This is a genomic window from Geojedonia litorea, from assembly GCF_042654525.1.
GTDB lineage: Bacteria > Bacteroidota > Bacteroidia > Flavobacteriales > Flavobacteriaceae > Geojedonia > Geojedonia litorea.
The window spans coordinates 275974-291328 of the sequence record NZ_JBHSGP010000008.1 but is presented as its reverse complement, the minus strand read 5'-3'; the positions used below and the strand labels follow the sequence as shown (position 1 = coordinate 291328).

The following is a 15355-nucleotide window of genomic DNA, read 5'->3' as shown; positions in this document are numbered from 1 at the left end:
GCTATTTATTTATCTTAAAGATATGAAAAGGTAAGCTAGGATGCAATTCAATGTAATTCCATTCACCATACCAATTATAACTACTTCCTGTAACTAAATCACTCATTCGCAAATGTTGACCAGCTCTTACTTTTAAATCTTCTAAAGGTAATTTTACAGTTCCACGTTGGGGGTAATAAGGGTCTAAACTAATAATAATGAGTAATTCATTAGTTCTCTCCTGATTCCATTTATAAAAGGCCAATAAATTATCATTTTCAATGGTACAGAATTTAATATTATTGGTTTGTTGCAGCGCTTCATGTTCATGACGAATTTGATTGATTTTTGAAATCAACAAGGTTAATTTATTTTCCTTAAACCAGTCATAATGACAAAGTTGGAATTTTTCAGACATGTAATACTCTTCTTTTCCTGGAATAGCCTCGTCAATCATTTGTTCGAATACAGGTCCATAAATACCAATACTGGAGCTTAAAGTTGCAGCCAGCGCATAGCGTTGTAAATATTTAGCTTCATTAGCACCTTGAAGATGATAGGGATTAATATCTGGTGTATTGGGCCAAAAATTGGGCTGCATAAACTCACGCTGATCGGTTTGCGTTAATTCATTCATATACTCGATAAACTCTTGTTTACTATCACGCCATGTAAAATAACTATATGATTGTGTATAGCCTTGTTTAGCTAATTGTTTCATCACCTTAGGACGCGTAAAGGCTTCAGCCAAAAAGATAACATCCTGATGCTTTTTCTTTACTTCGGAAATTAGCCAATTCCAAAAATAATAAGGTTTAGTATGTGGATTATCAATTCTGAAAACGTAAACACCACAATCAATCCAATATAGCATTGTGTCTAGGCACTCTTTCCATAGATTCTTATAATCTTTTGACTCCCAATAAATCGGTAAAATGTCCTGATACTTTTTAGGTGGATTTTCAGCATATTGAACGGTGCCATCTGGACGCCATTTAAACCAATCCGGATGTTCTTTCACCCAAGGATGGTCAGGAGCAGCCTGCAATGCATAATCCATGGCAATTTCAATATTGAGCTCTTTTGCTTTTATAATCAGGTTTTTAAAATCTTCAACGGTTCCCAACTCCGGATGCAAATCTTTATGACCACCATGCTTGGAACCAATTCCCCACGCCGATCCTACATCTCCCGGCTGCGCATTGGTGGTGTTATTCTTGCCTTTTCTGTTTACTTCTCCAATAGGATGAACTGGTGGAAAGTACAAGGTATCAAAGCCCATTTTTGCAACCCTTGGCAAAAGTCGTTCGCAATCTTTAAAAGTCCCATGAACCCCTTTTTTTTCTGAAGCCGATCTCGGGAAAAATTCATACCAAGTACTAAAACGCGCTTTTTTTCTATCTACATAAACTTTTAAATCTATGGAAGAGTTGGCCAAATCTTTCTCGGGGTATTTCACAAAAATATTATGCAATTCTTTGCTTTGTGCTTCTTTTATTGCTTTATCATAATGCGCTTCGTTTTCAAAGGCATCAATACAGGATTGCAAATAGTCTTGTTCTACTTTCGTCGCTTTTTTGAGTAAAGGTTTTAAATAGGTAGCACCTTCAAGCAATTCAGATTTAACGTGTTGCCCATCTTCAATTTTTCGTTCAATACCATGTTGCCAATTAAGAGCGTGGTCAACCCAACCCTCAACTTTATAGGTGTAAAACCCTTGTTTTAATACTGTAAATGAACCCAACCATTCATCATTTGTTGTAAGATGCATTCTGGTTTCACTCCATGTCTTTTCTTTTTCATGTTTGTATAAAATTGAAGCGGCTATAACATCATGACCATCAACCAGAACATGCGCGTTAATATTTACAACTTCATTTACAATTCTTTTGATAAAAAATTCACCACAATTAACTTGAGGAGAAACATAATCGATTACAACTCGTTTTTGATTTTGCATTTTTTAGGAATAGTTGGCATTAGATTGTGAAAATAATAAAATTAGAATAAAGATGAATCAATAAAACTATAATAATCCTATTACATCGTTTTCGTAAGGTCATTACTTTCAAAGCGACTACAAAAACCATATAAATTACTATATTTAATCTATGAAAAAGATAATTTCCATTTCCATAATTGCACTTTGTTTAAGTTGCAATGGTTCAGCCCAAAAAAAACAGCAAAAATCAAACGATAAATTAACCATTGTAAAAACTGATGCCGAATGGAAAGCTGAATTAACTCCAGAGCAGTATTATATTTTACGACAAGAGGGTACTGAACGGCCTTTTTCAAGTCCGTTAAATAAAAATTACAAAAAGGGCGTATATCATTGTGCAGGCTGCAATACACCGTTGTTTAAGAGCGAACATAAATTCGATTCTGGAACTGGATGGCCAAGTTTTGATCGTCCAATTGAAGGTAATGTAGCTTATGGTACTGACAATAAATTAGGATATTCAAGAAATGAAGAGCATTGTGCTACTTGTGGTGGGCATTTAGGACATGTTTTTGATGATGGTCCAAGAAATACCACAGGCAAACGACATTGCATTAATGGCGATGCACTTATATTCATTCCTGCTAAAAACTAAATTGGGAATTTATAAGTCTTAAAATATTTTGATTTCATATTTTTATACTTATGGAACACTCTTATCTTCAAAGCGTTATCAAACAATTTCAGTATTATAAGTCATTAGCAGATAAAACTATAGCCCAGCTTAACTTCGAAGAACTTCAAAAGGAATTTGCTCCAGATAGCAACAGTATTTCTATTATTGTAAAGCATATGACTGGTAATATGTTAAGCCGTTGGACCAACTTTTTAACTGAAGATGGCGAAAAACCTTGGCGACATCGCGATACCGAATTTGAAGATACCTATACCTCAAAAGAGGAATTGAGCGCTGCATGGGAAAATGGTTGGAATTGTGTATTCAAAGCCCTTGAAACTTTAAAACACGAAGATTTAGAGCGTATCGTTTACATTAGAAATCAAGGACATACGGTAACCGAAGCAATTAACAGGCAATTAGCCCACTACTCTTATCATGTTGGACAAATCGTTTTTCTAGGCAAGTTGATTAAAGGCAGTGATTGGCAATCACTTTCAATTCCAAAAGGGCAGTCTGAAAGCTATAATAGAGATAAATTTAGTGAAGAAAAAGGACGAAGACATTTCACTGATAACAATTAAACGAAGTCAAAACTTGTTTGAATAAAATATAAATTGCTTTGTAATTTGGGATTTTAAGTTTGGAATTTCGTAAATTCGTAGCTTCAAAAATCGACTAAAAACTATACGAATGAGTAAATACGATATTATTGTTTTAGGAAGTGGACCCGGAGGTTATGTAACTGCTATTAGAGCATCACAATTAGGCTTTAAAACAGCAATTGTTGAAAAAGAAAGCCTTGGTGGCGTCTGTTTAAATTGGGGATGTATCCCAACTAAAGCCCTGTTAAAATCGGCACAAGTATTTGAGTACTTAAAGCACGCTGAAGATTATGGGTTGAGCGTAAAAGACGTTGATAAAGATTTTGATGCCGTAGTTAAACGTAGCCGTGGTGTAGCTGACGGCATGAGTAAAGGCGTCCAATTTCTAATGAAGAAAAACAAAATAGACGTAATTGAAGGTTTTGGTAAGTTAAAGCCAGGCAAAAAGATTGAAGTTGATGGTAAAGATTATAGCGCAGATCATATTATTATTGCTACTGGAGCTCGGTCTAGAGAATTGCCAAGTTTACCACAAGACGGTAAAAAGGTAATTGGCTACAGAGAGGCCATGACATTACCGTCACAACCTAAAAAAATGATAGTAGTAGGTTCTGGAGCCATTGGTGTTGAGTTTGCCTATTTTTATAAATCTATGGGAACTGAAGTTACTATAGTTGAATTTTTACCTAATGTTGTACCAGTTGAAGACGAAGATGTTTCAAAACAATTAGAACGTTCTTTTAAGAAAAGTGGTATTAATATAATGACATCGTCAGAAGTTACTAAAGTAGATACTTCTGGGAATGGTGTAAAAGCAACCGTAAAAACACAAAAAGGAGAAGAAGTTCTTGAGGCAGATATAATTTTATCGGCTGTGGGTATCAAATCAAATATTGAAAATATTGGCCTGGAAGATGTTGGTATAGCTGTTGACCGCGATAAGATTTTAGTGAATAGTTATTACCAAACTAATATCCCTGGCTATTACGCCATTGGTGATGTCACACCAGGTCAAGCTTTGGCACATGTAGCTTCTGCAGAAGGTATTCTATGTGTTGAAAAAATTGCAGGACATCATGTTGAAACCTTAGATTATGGAAATATTCCTGGCTGTACCTATTGTTCTCCCGAAATTGCCAGCGTTGGACTTACTGAAAAACAAGCCAAAGAAAAAGGTTATGAAGTGAAAATTGGTAAGTTTCCATTCTCTGCTTCTGGAAAAGCGAGTGCTGGTGGTAACAAAGATGGTTTTGTTAAGGTTATTTTTGATGCCAAGTATGGTGAATGGTTAGGTTGCCACATGATTGGCGCTGGTGTAACCGATATGATTGCTGAGGCCGTTTTGGGAAGAAAACTGGAAACTACAGGGCATGAAGTGCTAAAAGCGGTACATCCACATCCAACGATGAGTGAGGCCGTTATGGAAGCTGTTGCCGATGCCTATGATGAAGTAATACATCTATAAAAAATGTAATCTAAAGATTAATAATAAATTAAAAAGGCTCGAAAATTTCGAGCCTTTTTAATTTTATAGGGGTGTAATAGTTTATAAAATATTTAAATAAAACTTTGAAGAGCCAATTCGTAACTCTGCAATCCAAATCCTAAAATAACGCCTCTAGCATTAGGCGAAATAAACGATTTATGTCTGAATTTTTCTCTGCTATAGGTGTTAGAAATATGAACTTCAACAACAGGTGTCTCGATCGCTTTTACGGCATCACCGATACCAACAGAAGTGTGCGTATAAGCCGCTGCGTTTAAAATGATACCATCATAACTAAATCCAACCTCTTGAAGTTTATCAATAAGCTCTCCTTCTACGTTAGATTGATAATGTTCCAATTGAATGTTTGGATACTTTTCCTTGATAGTTTCAAAAAACTCGGTAAACGTTAAGCTCCCATAAACGTTAGGCTCCCTCTTACCCAGCAAATTCAAGTTAGGTCCATTAATAATGATAAGTTTTTTCATAGCGTAAATATATTTAAAAATTACCATAAAAAAAGGAAGCAATACTGCTTCCTTTCTCCATAATGTTTTAAAAATATTAAAATTTGTATCCTAGTCCAGCAAAGAAACCACTTAACTTAACAGAATAACCACTTGGTGCATCTTCTAGAAGATTTGCTAAACCAAGATTGTACCTAGCTTCAACGAAAAAGTTATCGGTAATGTCATAAGCAGCGCCTGCTTCAAGACCAAAATTAAACGATTTCATTCCTTCTTCTGAATCTAGTAAAATTCCCAAACTTGGACCAGCTAAAATATCAAACTCTCCCGAAATTGGAAATTTAGCCATTAAAGGGATTGCTATTTGACCTAAATCCTCAACAGTAACAAACAATACTTCTGGTTGAAACTTAAACGAATCTGAAACGGCAATTTCGGCAAAAGCACCAATATAAAATCCTGTTTCTGAAGTCGATAAGTTGTCGCCTTCAAATTTAACTTTCAAAGAAGCAAAGTCAGCCCCCGCTTTTAAACCAAATCTGGTTTCTTGTGCACTTATATTTACAAACGTAAATACAGTAATGATCAATAACACAAATAATTTTCTCATATTTTTAAAGGTTTATAATTTTGTAAACGTGAAGCTATTTACATTTTCTATACATTTACTAAGTTAGGATTTACACTTATCAACAACTTTATTAACAATAAAATTTTAATATATTGAATTACAAAGCGTTAAAACTTTAAGTTATCAACATTTTTGACTACGTTACAACTTTAAAACATCAATCTTTGTGGATTCTCCAACCTTTAAATTGGTGAGTGCTCTAATATTATTTTTTCCATCATTAATTTCAATAACAGCAGTATTTGTAGAAATAGTTCCAACTGTTTGAGCAATCAATTCTATTGATGTTTTATTGTGTAAGAGTTTAATAGGAATAATTTTTCTTTTAGAGGATATTGTAAAGTGCTCCAGTACAGTATGGCCATTGATCTTAACAGAAATAACGTCACCATCTTCTTGACCTCCATCAAAAATCTCCAAATTAATGGAGTTGGACTCGGAGAACACACTTAAAACCCGATCAGCTTTAAGCATATTTAAGCTTAAGCTTTCCATTATTTTTAGATTGTTAAACTTGTCTTTGATACTGTCATTGATGCGATTTGACCTATTAACTTTTTTGGTAACCTTTTCCATTCGGGAATTAATCTTTTCAACAGAATTCAAAAAAATCTCTCCATCAATACATTCCTGGCCATCATTGTACCTACCTTTAAACGTCCCTTTAAAATAACTTGTTTTACCTGCTTTGTAGTTTACAGGATCAAAATGAATATGACAAAAATCATTTTGCGTAATTATGGATTTTGTATAAACAATACCAACTTCTTTAAATGACAATTTGTTTTTATTGGCATCATAGAAACCAACTAGATTGGATTTTGTTTCATGTTCCCCACCCAGGTCGGTTAGAGAATACCCCGTAACTTTAGACTTATCAATCTTAAAAAAAACCTTATATGTAATTATCGCAGTATCGCTTAATTTAATGGCTCCGGCATACTCTTCAAAATTTTGAGAAAACATAGACGAATTAAAAAGTAGGATAATAATTACGAAAGCCAATAGGTGTTTCATCTTTTTTCTCTATTTTTATTAAAACAAACTTAAACCAATTAACTATGAAATTTAAAATTTTACTTACGTTTTTATTGTGTTTTGGAGTTTATTCGGCTAGTTATGCTTCTTTCCCAGTTCAAAGGGTGGTTGAAACTACTGATGTAATGGAAACCATAACATTAGTTTCGCCTGTAGCGGCCGCAGGACAAAAAAGTCAAGGTGTTGCATTAATACTTTGGATTTTTCTAGGTGGACTAGCGGGACATCGCTGGTATTTAGGTAGTCCATGGTATTGGAATCTTCTATTTATTGTAACTTTAGGTGGATTCTTTGTTTGGGCTGTTATTGATTTAATTGATATACTAACTGGCAATTATCCTGCAAAAGGAGGATTTAAAGGTGAGTTTTGGTAATAGACAATAAATTATAAAATTTAAAGCCGCTTAATACGCGGCTTTTTTTATTTTAGAACAATGAAATGGCAAAATGCACTTAACGACTACAAACATTATCTAAAAATAGAACGTGGGCTATCTCAAAACTCTATTACCAATTACGAGTATGATATTAAAAAGCTTATCCAGTATCTAGAAGATCATGATATAAAAGTTTCACCAATTGACATTTCAAATGATGTGGTTCAACCTTTTATATATGAGCTATCCAAAGTGCTAAATCCAAGATCGCAATCACGATTAATTTCTGGACTTCGAAGTTTTTTTAGTTACCTTATTTTTGAAGATTATCGTAAAACTAATCCATTAGACTTAATTGAATCTCCAAAAATAGGTAGAAAGTTACCAGACACTTTAAGTATAGAAGATATAGATAAACTGATTGATGCTATAGATTTAAGTAAACCAGAAGGGGAACGTAATCGTGCCATATTGGAAACTCTCTATAGCTGTGGCTTAAGAGTAAGTGAGTTGACGAATCTAAAAATTTCAGATTTATTTTTTGATGAAGGATTTCTAAAAGTCACAGGAAAAGGTGACAAACAACGCTTTGTACCCATTGGTCCAAACACCCAAAAATATATTAATATTTATAGAAAAGAGATCAGGTCACATCAGTTAATCGTTCCTGAATTTAAAGACACCTTATTTTTGAATCGACGAGGAAAGCAACTTACTAGAGCCATGATTTTTACTATTATAAAGCAATTAGCCTTAGCAATAAACCTCCAAAAAACCATTTCACCGCACACCTTTAGACATTCTTTCGCAACACACTTGTTAGAAAATGGAGCCGATTTAAGAGCCATACAGCTCATGTTGGGCCATGAAAGCATTACTACCACCGAAGTTTATATGCATGTTGACAGAACGCATTTAAAAGACGTCTTACGAAAATACCACCCTAGAAAGTAGTCGCACAACTATCCTTTAGAATAAATACTCACAAAACAGTCGTTGCACTCATCAGATAGATAAAGCTTTTTTCCTTCGCGACGAAAGGTTTGTTTAAACCCATTTCCATATACAATCATGGCGTGTTGTCCTCCATAAATTACAGATTCCATAGTTTGAATTGTATAAGACGACTCGAACGTTAAACTTCCATTGGTGTATTTTCTTATAGTATTTGAAGTGATAGTAACCAAAATAGTATCACCTGTTGAAGTTGGCGTTTCAGTTGTTCCTGCAATACCTCCAGTAGATTCAATCCACACCCAATCTCCTGTAATTGATAAATCTTGACTATCGTCTGTAAGCGAACAGCCAGAACTAATTAGTAATGCTAATGCGATTAGAATTTTATTTTCCATTTGCTTCTTTTCTCAAAGATGCAATTACCTCTTAATAGTTGCGTTAAACTGAGACTTCATAATCGAGTTTAACATTTATTTAGCAATATTAACCGCTCTAGTTTCTCTAATCACGGTGACTTTCACCTGACCCGGATAAGTCATGTCGGTTTGTATTTTTTGAGATATTTCAAATGATAGGTTGGCGGCTTGGTCGTCTGTCACCTTTTCACTTTCAACAATTACTCGAAGTTCTCTACCTGCTTGAATAGCATATGCTTTGTTAACACCATTAAAACCAAATGCCACATCTTCCAAATCTTTTAATCGTTGAATATAAGAATCCAACACCTGACGCCGTGCACCTGGTCTAGCACCAGAAATGGCATCACAAACCTGAACAATTGGTGATAATAATGTGGTCATTTCTATTTCATCATGGTGAGCACCAATAGCGTTGCACACTTCAGGTTTTTCTCCATGCTTCTCGGCCCATTGCATACCTAAGATAGCATGAGGTGTTTCCATATCGGCTTCAGAATCTGGCACTTTACCAATATCATGTAATAAACCTGCTCGTTTAGCTAGTTTTGGGTTTAAGCCTAGTTCAGCTGCCATAACACCGCAAAGTTTAGCAACTTCACGAGAGTGTTGCAAAAGGTTTTGACCATATGATGAGCGATACTTCATTCGACCAACCAATTTAATAAGTTCAGGATGTAAACCGTGAATTCCTAAGTCGATAACTGTTCGTTTACCAACCTCAATAATTTCTTGCTCGATTTGCTTTTGTGTTTTTTGAACAATTTCTTCAATTCTGGCAGGATGTATTCTTCCATCGGTGACTAGCTTATGCAAAGATAATCGTGCCACTTCTCTCCTAACGGAGTCAAAACATGAAAGTATAATAGCTTCTGGCGTATCGTCAACAATAATCTCAACGCCTGTAGCGGCTTCAATGGCTCTAATATTACGCCCTTCTCGACCAATGATTCGACCTTTAACATCGTCAGATTCAATATTAAATACTGAAACGCAATTGTCTATAGCCTCTTCGGTACCAATACGTTGAATGGTATTTATAATTACTTTTTTGGCTTCTTGCTGAGCAGTAAGTTTAGCCTCTTCCATATGGTCTTGAATAAAGGCCATGGCATCAGCTTTTGCTTCATTTTTAAGCGACTCTACCAATTGCGATTTAGCATCTTCGGCTGATAGACCTGAAATGACTTCAAGTTGCTTAATTTGGCTTTTATGGGCTTTTTCAATTTCTTCTTTTTTCTTTTCTAATAAATCAAGCCTATAATTATAATCATTAATTTTTTCCTCTAAATCTTGATTAGCTTTTTTGTTTTTAGCTAACTCACTAGATACTTGCGATTCTTTATCTCGAGTTCGCTTTTCAGCTTCGGCCATTTTTTTATCACGCGAAAGAATGACTTTCTCATGCTCTGCTTTAAGCTCTAAAAATTTTTCTTTTGCCTTTAATTCCTTTTCCTTGCGTAAGTTTTCTCCATCAATTCTTGCTTCTTTTAAAATTGTTGCAGCCTCGCTTTTAGCATCTTTTATCAATTTTGAAGCATTGTTTTTTTCCAATGCTTTAGCTATTATATAACCTAATATTATACCTAATATTAGTCCTCCCACAATTAATAAAATTGTATTCATTTCCATGTTTAGTTAGTTTTATATATAAAAAAAGCCTACACCAGTTTCAAATTTTGTATAAACTCCTTAAAAACAAGTTTAGGGCTAACAAGCTGATCAAAAATCTGCTCAAGGCAGCACGATTTTACAACTTAAACTCACCCTTTTTAAAGAATTAACGTTGAGTTTATCAAAAAAAATAACTAATGTAGGCAGTAACCTTATTTAATTTAAAAGAACGTTAAGAGCTCAATTGCGAATGTAAAAGTTCATCTAAAGCTAAAAGCCTGTTTTGAACATCTTCATTTACATACTCTTTATCTATTGACCTTTGTTCTACTTGAGAGGCAAATTGCAAAGCACACATGGCTAATACATCTTGCTTATCTCTTACAGAATAATTTTGCTCAAATTGAGATATCATGGCTTCAATTTTTTTTGCTGCTTTTCGCAACCCTTCTTCCTGACTAGGCGCAATAGTTAAAGGGTATACTCTGTTAGCTATTGAAAGCTTTATTTTAAGCTGTTCTGCCATAAACCTATATGTTACGCTATTCAGATAATTGAGCTATACAATGATCAATGTCTCTGATTAAGGCGTTTATTTTGAGCTTGGTTTCTTTATTGTTTTCATCACTGCCAAGTAATGAATTTGCAATCTTGAGCGATTCGTATTTTTCAATCCAAGAAGACATTTCCTCTTGTTGTTGAATATATTTTTGTTGTTGTAATGTTAATTCTTCTGAAAGCTTGGTATTGGTCTGTTTCAAAACCTCTAACTTATGTAATACCTTACTAATTTTATTCTCTAAAGAATCTACAACATCTTCAATTTTACTCATGTACAAATTTCAATACTGATGTAACAAAGTTAACATACCTAATGAAAAATCACAATTGTTTTGCAATAAATTTTAAAAATATTAATTATAGCCTCAACACTTTGTTTTTAAAGCAATGTGTATTTATACTTTGAAGATGATTTACAAATTTATACATTAGCATTATTGATTTGCCTATGAAATATCACTTATTAATCCTACTATCTTCAAGCCTCTGTTTTTCGCAAATAGAGTATCCAAAAGATTATTTTAGAGCACCATTAGATATTGAACTGGTCCTTGCTGGTAGCTTTGGAGAACTGCGCTCCAATCATTTTCATTCGGGACTAGACCTTAAAACGCAACAACGTCAGGGTTTGAATGTTTATAGCATAGCTGAAGGTTATGTGAGTAGAATTAAAATTTCCCATTATGGCTATGGCAAAGCTTTATACATAACTCATCCTAATGGTTATACATCGGTTTATGGGCACTTGAAAAAATTTTCTCCTAAAATTGAAGCCTACATTAAACAGTGTCAATATCAAAAAGAAACTTACGAAGTTGAAGTTTTTCCAACTCCTAATGAATTACCAATATTTTCTGATGAAATCGTCGCGCTTTCTGGAAACACAGGAAGTTCGGCTGGGCCTCATTTACATTTTGAAATTCGTGATAATCAAGAGCGTCCCATAAACCCAATGTTGTTTGGAATAGATATTCAAGATACACGCCCACCTTTTGTAACTAAAGTTTATGCCTTTGTGAAAGATGATGCTTCATTCATAAATAACAAAAGTAAAAGATTGGAGCTACGCCTAATTCCAGACAAGAACGGGAACTATATCACCGAAAACATCGCTGCTTATGGCTCAATTGGCTTTGGTATTGAAAGCAATGACAAACAAGATCTTGCTCCAAATAATAATGGTTTAAGTAACATTCAAACCTTTTTTAACGGCAACAAGAGTATAGAAATTGATTTTAAACGATTTAGTTTCGACGAGAGTAGGCACATCAACCGATTTGTAGATTATGAAATCTATAAAATTAATAAAATCCGAATTCAGAAATTATTTCAAGAAAAAGGAAATCCGTTGAGCTTGTTCAAGGAGGTAGAAAATGAGGGTTATGTAAAAATTGAAGATAGCACATCCTCTATTTATAAAATCCGTATTCAAGATTTTAAAGGCAATGAAGCTTGGGTAACTATTCCTATTACAGGAAAAAAAGTAAATCAAGCACCTAGTACAAACGATATAAAACCAGCTTATTTTGTCTATGCTGACCAACCCATGAATTTTAAAAAAGACAAAGTTTCAGTTTATATCCCAGCCAACACTTTTTATGACGATGCCTATTTAGATATCAATGTACGCAGCGACACATTAAAGCTACATAAAGATGTGATTCCACTTCAAAAAAATATAAGTCTATTTTACGATGTAAGTCAATATAGTGAGGTGGATAAGAGTAAATTATTCATTGCAGAATTACAGGGTTTTTATCAGAGACCAAGCTATCTCAATACCACCCGAAAAGGAGATTCCCTTATTGCCCGACCAAATAGCTTAGGTACTTTCGCCTTGGCACGTGATGATAAAGGACCCTCAATAAGCCCTATAAATTTTCAACATGGGAAATGGATAAGCAAATTAGATCAATTGCGAATAAAAATTACGGATGATTTATCAGGCATTAGTAATTATCGGGCAACCATCAATGGTAAATGGGTTTTAATGGAATATGAATATAAGGACAATAGTCTAACTTATTATTTTGACGACAACATAATTAAAAACGCAGAGCATAATTTGAAGCTAATTGTTACCGATAATGTTGGAAATAGTTCTACATTTGAAGCAACGTTTTACCGAAAATAACAAATCGTTTGAAACTAAATTTTTCCTTACTTTTTACTTTTTTGTGTTTACCCTTAATAGGTTTTGCGCAAATGGCAACTATTAAAGGTGTTATATTAGACCAAAACCAAGTCCCTGTTTCTGAAGTCAATATCAAAGCCGGCAATCAAGGCACAATAAGTAACAGCAACGGTTTTTTTGAACTTAAAATAGAAGCCAATACTGATGTTACAGTAGAATTCACGCACCTTTCGTTTCAAAAAATAATTGCAACTTTCAATCTTAAAAACGGCCAAGAACTGGAGTTTAATCCAGTAATGAAAACTGAAGTCGAACAAATTGCAACCGTAGTGATCAATACCAATACACGGCAATCAGTTGATGGTATCACATCCATAACACCAGAAGTGTTACGCACTATTAAAGGCGCACAACCTGGTGTGGAAAATATCCTAAAAACACTTCCAGGTGTAAATATTTCCAATGAATTGAGTACCCAATATTCAGTTCGTGGCGGAAACTTTGATGAGAATTTAGTCTATGTCAATGAAATAGAAGTCTATCGTCCATTCCTTATCCGCTCTGGACAACAAGAAGGATTGAGTTTTGTTAATACCGATTTAGTTCAGAATGTTGAATTTTCTGCCGGAGGCTTTCAGGCAAAATATGGAGATAAATTATCATCGGTACTTGATATCACCTATAGAAATCCTATAAAATTTGGTATTCGTGCTGATTTGAGTTTATTGGGTGGAAGCATCGCTTCAGAAGTGATTAGCAAGGATTCCAAATTCTCTGGAATCATTGGTTTGCGCTATCGCGACAATAGCTTAGTTATAAATTCATTGGAAACGGAAACCAATGTTAGACCTGTGTTTGCCGATGCACAAACCTATTTGACTTATAAATTTTCAGATAAATTTCATTTGAATTTTTTAGGCAATATTTCCTTGAATCGCTACAATTTTCAACCACAAAATCGTCAGACCAATTTTGGTACCTTGGAAAATCCGCTGGCATTAGTGGTTTTTTATGAAGGACAAGAAAAAGATCAATACCAAACCGAATTTGGCGCCTTTAAAGCTAATTATTTTGTAAACGAAGATTTAACCTTAAAACTTATTGCATCTGCTTATCATACCACTGAAGAAGAATATTTTGACATACTCGCACAGTATCGTCTAGGAGAAGTCAACAGTAATATTGGGGATGAAAATTTGGGAGAGGTTGAATTTACCGAAGGAATTGGCACGCAACTCAACCATGCCAGAAATGATTTAGATGCCCTTATTGCAACCATTGAGCACAAAGGTGATTTTAAAGTTGAAGAAAACACCATTGAATGGTCCATAAAATATTCACACGAAGATATCAGAGACCGTTTGGTTGAATGGGAAGTCATCGACAGTGCTGGTTTTTCAATTCGACCACCACATATTGATGCCTTTAACAATCAACCTTATGAAGCCTTTGATGGTCCATTAGTGGCGTTTCAAAATGTAAGAGCAACCAACAAAGTGACTATCGACAGGTTACAAGCCTATGCCCAATGGAGCAAGCGTACCTCTTTGGGCAATAATGAAGTATTTTACAATGCTGGTGTCAGAGTTCAAAATTGGAGTGTTAATGGTGATGGTATCCAAAGCAGTTCGCAAACGGTATTTAGTCCTAGAGCCCAGTTTGCTATAAAGCCAGATTGGGAAAAAGATATGCTTTTTAGAATTGCTGGAGGATTGTATTATCAGCCGCCATTTTATAGAGAATTAAGAGATTCTTCAGGTGTGGTTCAACCCAATGTTAAAGCACAGCAATCAGTTCATATTGTGTTGGGCAATGAATATAGTTTTAAAATGTGGGATAGGCCTTTTAAGCTCGTTTCAGAAGCGTATTATAAAAACCTTTCCGACGTTAATCCTTACACGTTGGAAAACGTGAGAATTCGTTATCGTGCTAAAAACAATGCCAAAGCTTATGCTTATGGTTTAGATTTACGATTGAACGGAGAGTTCGTCCCTGGTACTGAATCTTGGTTTAGTTTTGGTTATTTGAAAACAGAAGAAAATATTGAAGAACAAGGTTACATTGCACGACCAACAGATCAACGCCTAAAATTTGGTATCCTATTTCAGGACTATGTACCTAAAATACCAGACCTAAAAATGTATTTGAATTTAGTGTATAATACAGGTGTTCCGGGAGGTTCTCCTAGCTATGCTGATCCTTATGAGTACCAAAATAGACTACGCGACTATAAACGTGCCGATTTAGGCATTAGCTATGTTTTGGTTGATCAGAACAAAACTTATAACCGAGGTTGGAAAAGTAAATTTAAAGAATTGTCTTTAGGATTTGAAATCTTCAATATGTTTGATGTGCAAAACACCATAACCAATACTTGGGTCCGTGATGTATATAGCAAGCGTCAGTATGCCATTCCAAATTACTTATCGCCTAGAGTGTTCAATCTTAGATTAAGCACACGATTTTAAATAG

General features: G+C 34.6%; 15 protein-coding genes and 1 other RNA gene. 7 read left to right on the top strand and 9 right to left on the bottom strand.

Translation table 11 applies throughout. The features are described 5' to 3' along the window. Nucleotide 1: 1 nt before the first annotated feature. Nucleotides 2-1939, bottom strand: a complete 1938-nt coding sequence (locus ACFO5O_RS05950) for an alpha-1,4-glucan--maltose-1-phosphate maltosyltransferase (protein WP_387961853.1) — start codon at nucleotides 1937-1939, stop codon at nucleotides 2-4. 151 nt (nucleotides 1940-2090) lie between these two features. Between ACFO5O_RS05950 and msrB the strand changes: the two genes are divergently transcribed. The 3 genes from msrB to lpdA all read left to right on the top strand — a co-directional run bounded on the left by msrB (nucleotide 2091) and on the right by lpdA (nucleotide 4667). After that, nucleotides 2091-2576, top strand: coding sequence for a peptide-methionine (R)-S-oxide reductase MsrB (gene msrB, locus ACFO5O_RS05945; protein ID WP_387961852.1), 486 nt, complete (start codon nucleotides 2091-2093; stop codon nucleotides 2574-2576). Between the two features lie 50 nt (nucleotides 2577-2626). Next, on the top strand, nucleotides 2627-3181 hold the full coding sequence (locus ACFO5O_RS05940) for a DUF1572 family protein (protein ID WP_387961850.1): 555 nt from the start codon (nucleotides 2627-2629) through the stop codon (nucleotides 3179-3181). Nucleotides 3182-3290: 109 nt separating this feature from the next. Continuing rightward, a complete protein-coding gene (lpdA, locus tag ACFO5O_RS05935) occupies nucleotides 3291-4667 on the top strand; it encodes a dihydrolipoyl dehydrogenase (RefSeq protein ID WP_387961848.1) in 1377 nt (458 codons plus the stop codon). Nucleotides 4668-4759: 92 nt separating this feature from the next. Here the strand turns inward: lpdA and aroQ are convergent, their stop codons facing one another. From aroQ to ACFO5O_RS05920, 3 genes are all read right to left on the bottom strand, one after another. Then, the gene (aroQ, locus tag ACFO5O_RS05930; RefSeq protein WP_387961846.1) at nucleotides 4760-5176 is read right to left on the bottom strand and encodes a type II 3-dehydroquinate dehydratase; all 417 of its coding nucleotides are present in this window, start codon (nucleotides 5174-5176) and stop codon (nucleotides 4760-4762) included. A gap of 76 nt (nucleotides 5177-5252) precedes the next feature. After that, a complete protein-coding gene (locus tag ACFO5O_RS05925) occupies nucleotides 5253-5765 on the bottom strand; it encodes a porin family protein (RefSeq protein ID WP_387961844.1) in 513 nt (170 codons plus the stop codon). A gap of 162 nt (nucleotides 5766-5927) precedes the next feature. After that, complete coding sequence (locus ACFO5O_RS05920; RefSeq protein WP_387961842.1) at nucleotides 5928-6803, bottom strand: hypothetical protein; 876 nt, start codon at nucleotides 6801-6803, stop codon at nucleotides 5928-5930. Nucleotides 6804-6847: 44 nt separating this feature from the next. Here ACFO5O_RS05920 and ACFO5O_RS05915 point away from each other — a divergent pair, with 44 nt between their 5' ends. Then, the gene (locus tag ACFO5O_RS05915) at nucleotides 6848-7198 is read left to right on the top strand and encodes a TM2 domain-containing protein (protein ID WP_387961840.1); all 351 of its coding nucleotides are present in this window, start codon (nucleotides 6848-6850) and stop codon (nucleotides 7196-7198) included. 60 nt (nucleotides 7199-7258) lie between these two features. Further along, a complete protein-coding gene (xerD, locus tag ACFO5O_RS05910) occupies nucleotides 7259-8155 on the top strand; it encodes a site-specific tyrosine recombinase XerD (protein WP_387961838.1) in 897 nt (298 codons plus the stop codon). Between the two features lie 8 nt (nucleotides 8156-8163). Here the strand turns inward: xerD and ACFO5O_RS05905 are convergent, their stop codons facing one another. From ACFO5O_RS05905 to ACFO5O_RS05885, 5 genes are all read right to left on the bottom strand, one after another. Continuing rightward, a complete protein-coding gene (locus ACFO5O_RS05905; protein ID WP_387961836.1) occupies nucleotides 8164-8553 on the bottom strand; it encodes a hypothetical protein in 390 nt (129 codons plus the stop codon). Between the two features lie 75 nt (nucleotides 8554-8628). Beyond that, nucleotides 8629-10200, bottom strand: coding sequence for a ribonuclease Y (rny, locus tag ACFO5O_RS05900; RefSeq protein WP_387961834.1), 1572 nt, complete (start codon nucleotides 10198-10200; stop codon nucleotides 8629-8631). 59 nt (nucleotides 10201-10259) lie between these two features. Beyond that, a non-coding RNA gene (ssrS, locus tag ACFO5O_RS05895) (6S RNA) lies at nucleotides 10260-10366 on the bottom strand. A 54-nt stretch (nucleotides 10367-10420) separates the two neighbouring features. Further along, a complete protein-coding gene (locus ACFO5O_RS05890) occupies nucleotides 10421-10714 on the bottom strand; it encodes a cell division protein ZapA (RefSeq protein WP_387961832.1) in 294 nt (97 codons plus the stop codon). Nucleotides 10715-10730: 16 nt separating this feature from the next. Next, nucleotides 10731-11021, bottom strand: coding sequence for a hypothetical protein (locus ACFO5O_RS05885; RefSeq protein WP_387961831.1), 291 nt, complete (start codon nucleotides 11019-11021; stop codon nucleotides 10731-10733). 176 nt (nucleotides 11022-11197) lie between these two features. Here ACFO5O_RS05885 and ACFO5O_RS05880 point away from each other — a divergent pair, with 176 nt between their 5' ends. Next, nucleotides 11198-12883 (top strand): M23 family metallopeptidase, encoded by a 1686-nt coding sequence (locus ACFO5O_RS05880; RefSeq protein ID WP_387961829.1) that lies wholly within the window; start codon nucleotides 11198-11200, stop codon nucleotides 12881-12883. Between the two features lie 71 nt (nucleotides 12884-12954). After that, entirely contained in the window at nucleotides 12955-15351 is a 2397-nt protein-coding gene (locus tag ACFO5O_RS05875; RefSeq protein ID WP_387961827.1) for a TonB-dependent receptor, read from the top strand. The last annotated feature ends 4 nt before the right edge of the window (nucleotides 15352-15355 follow it).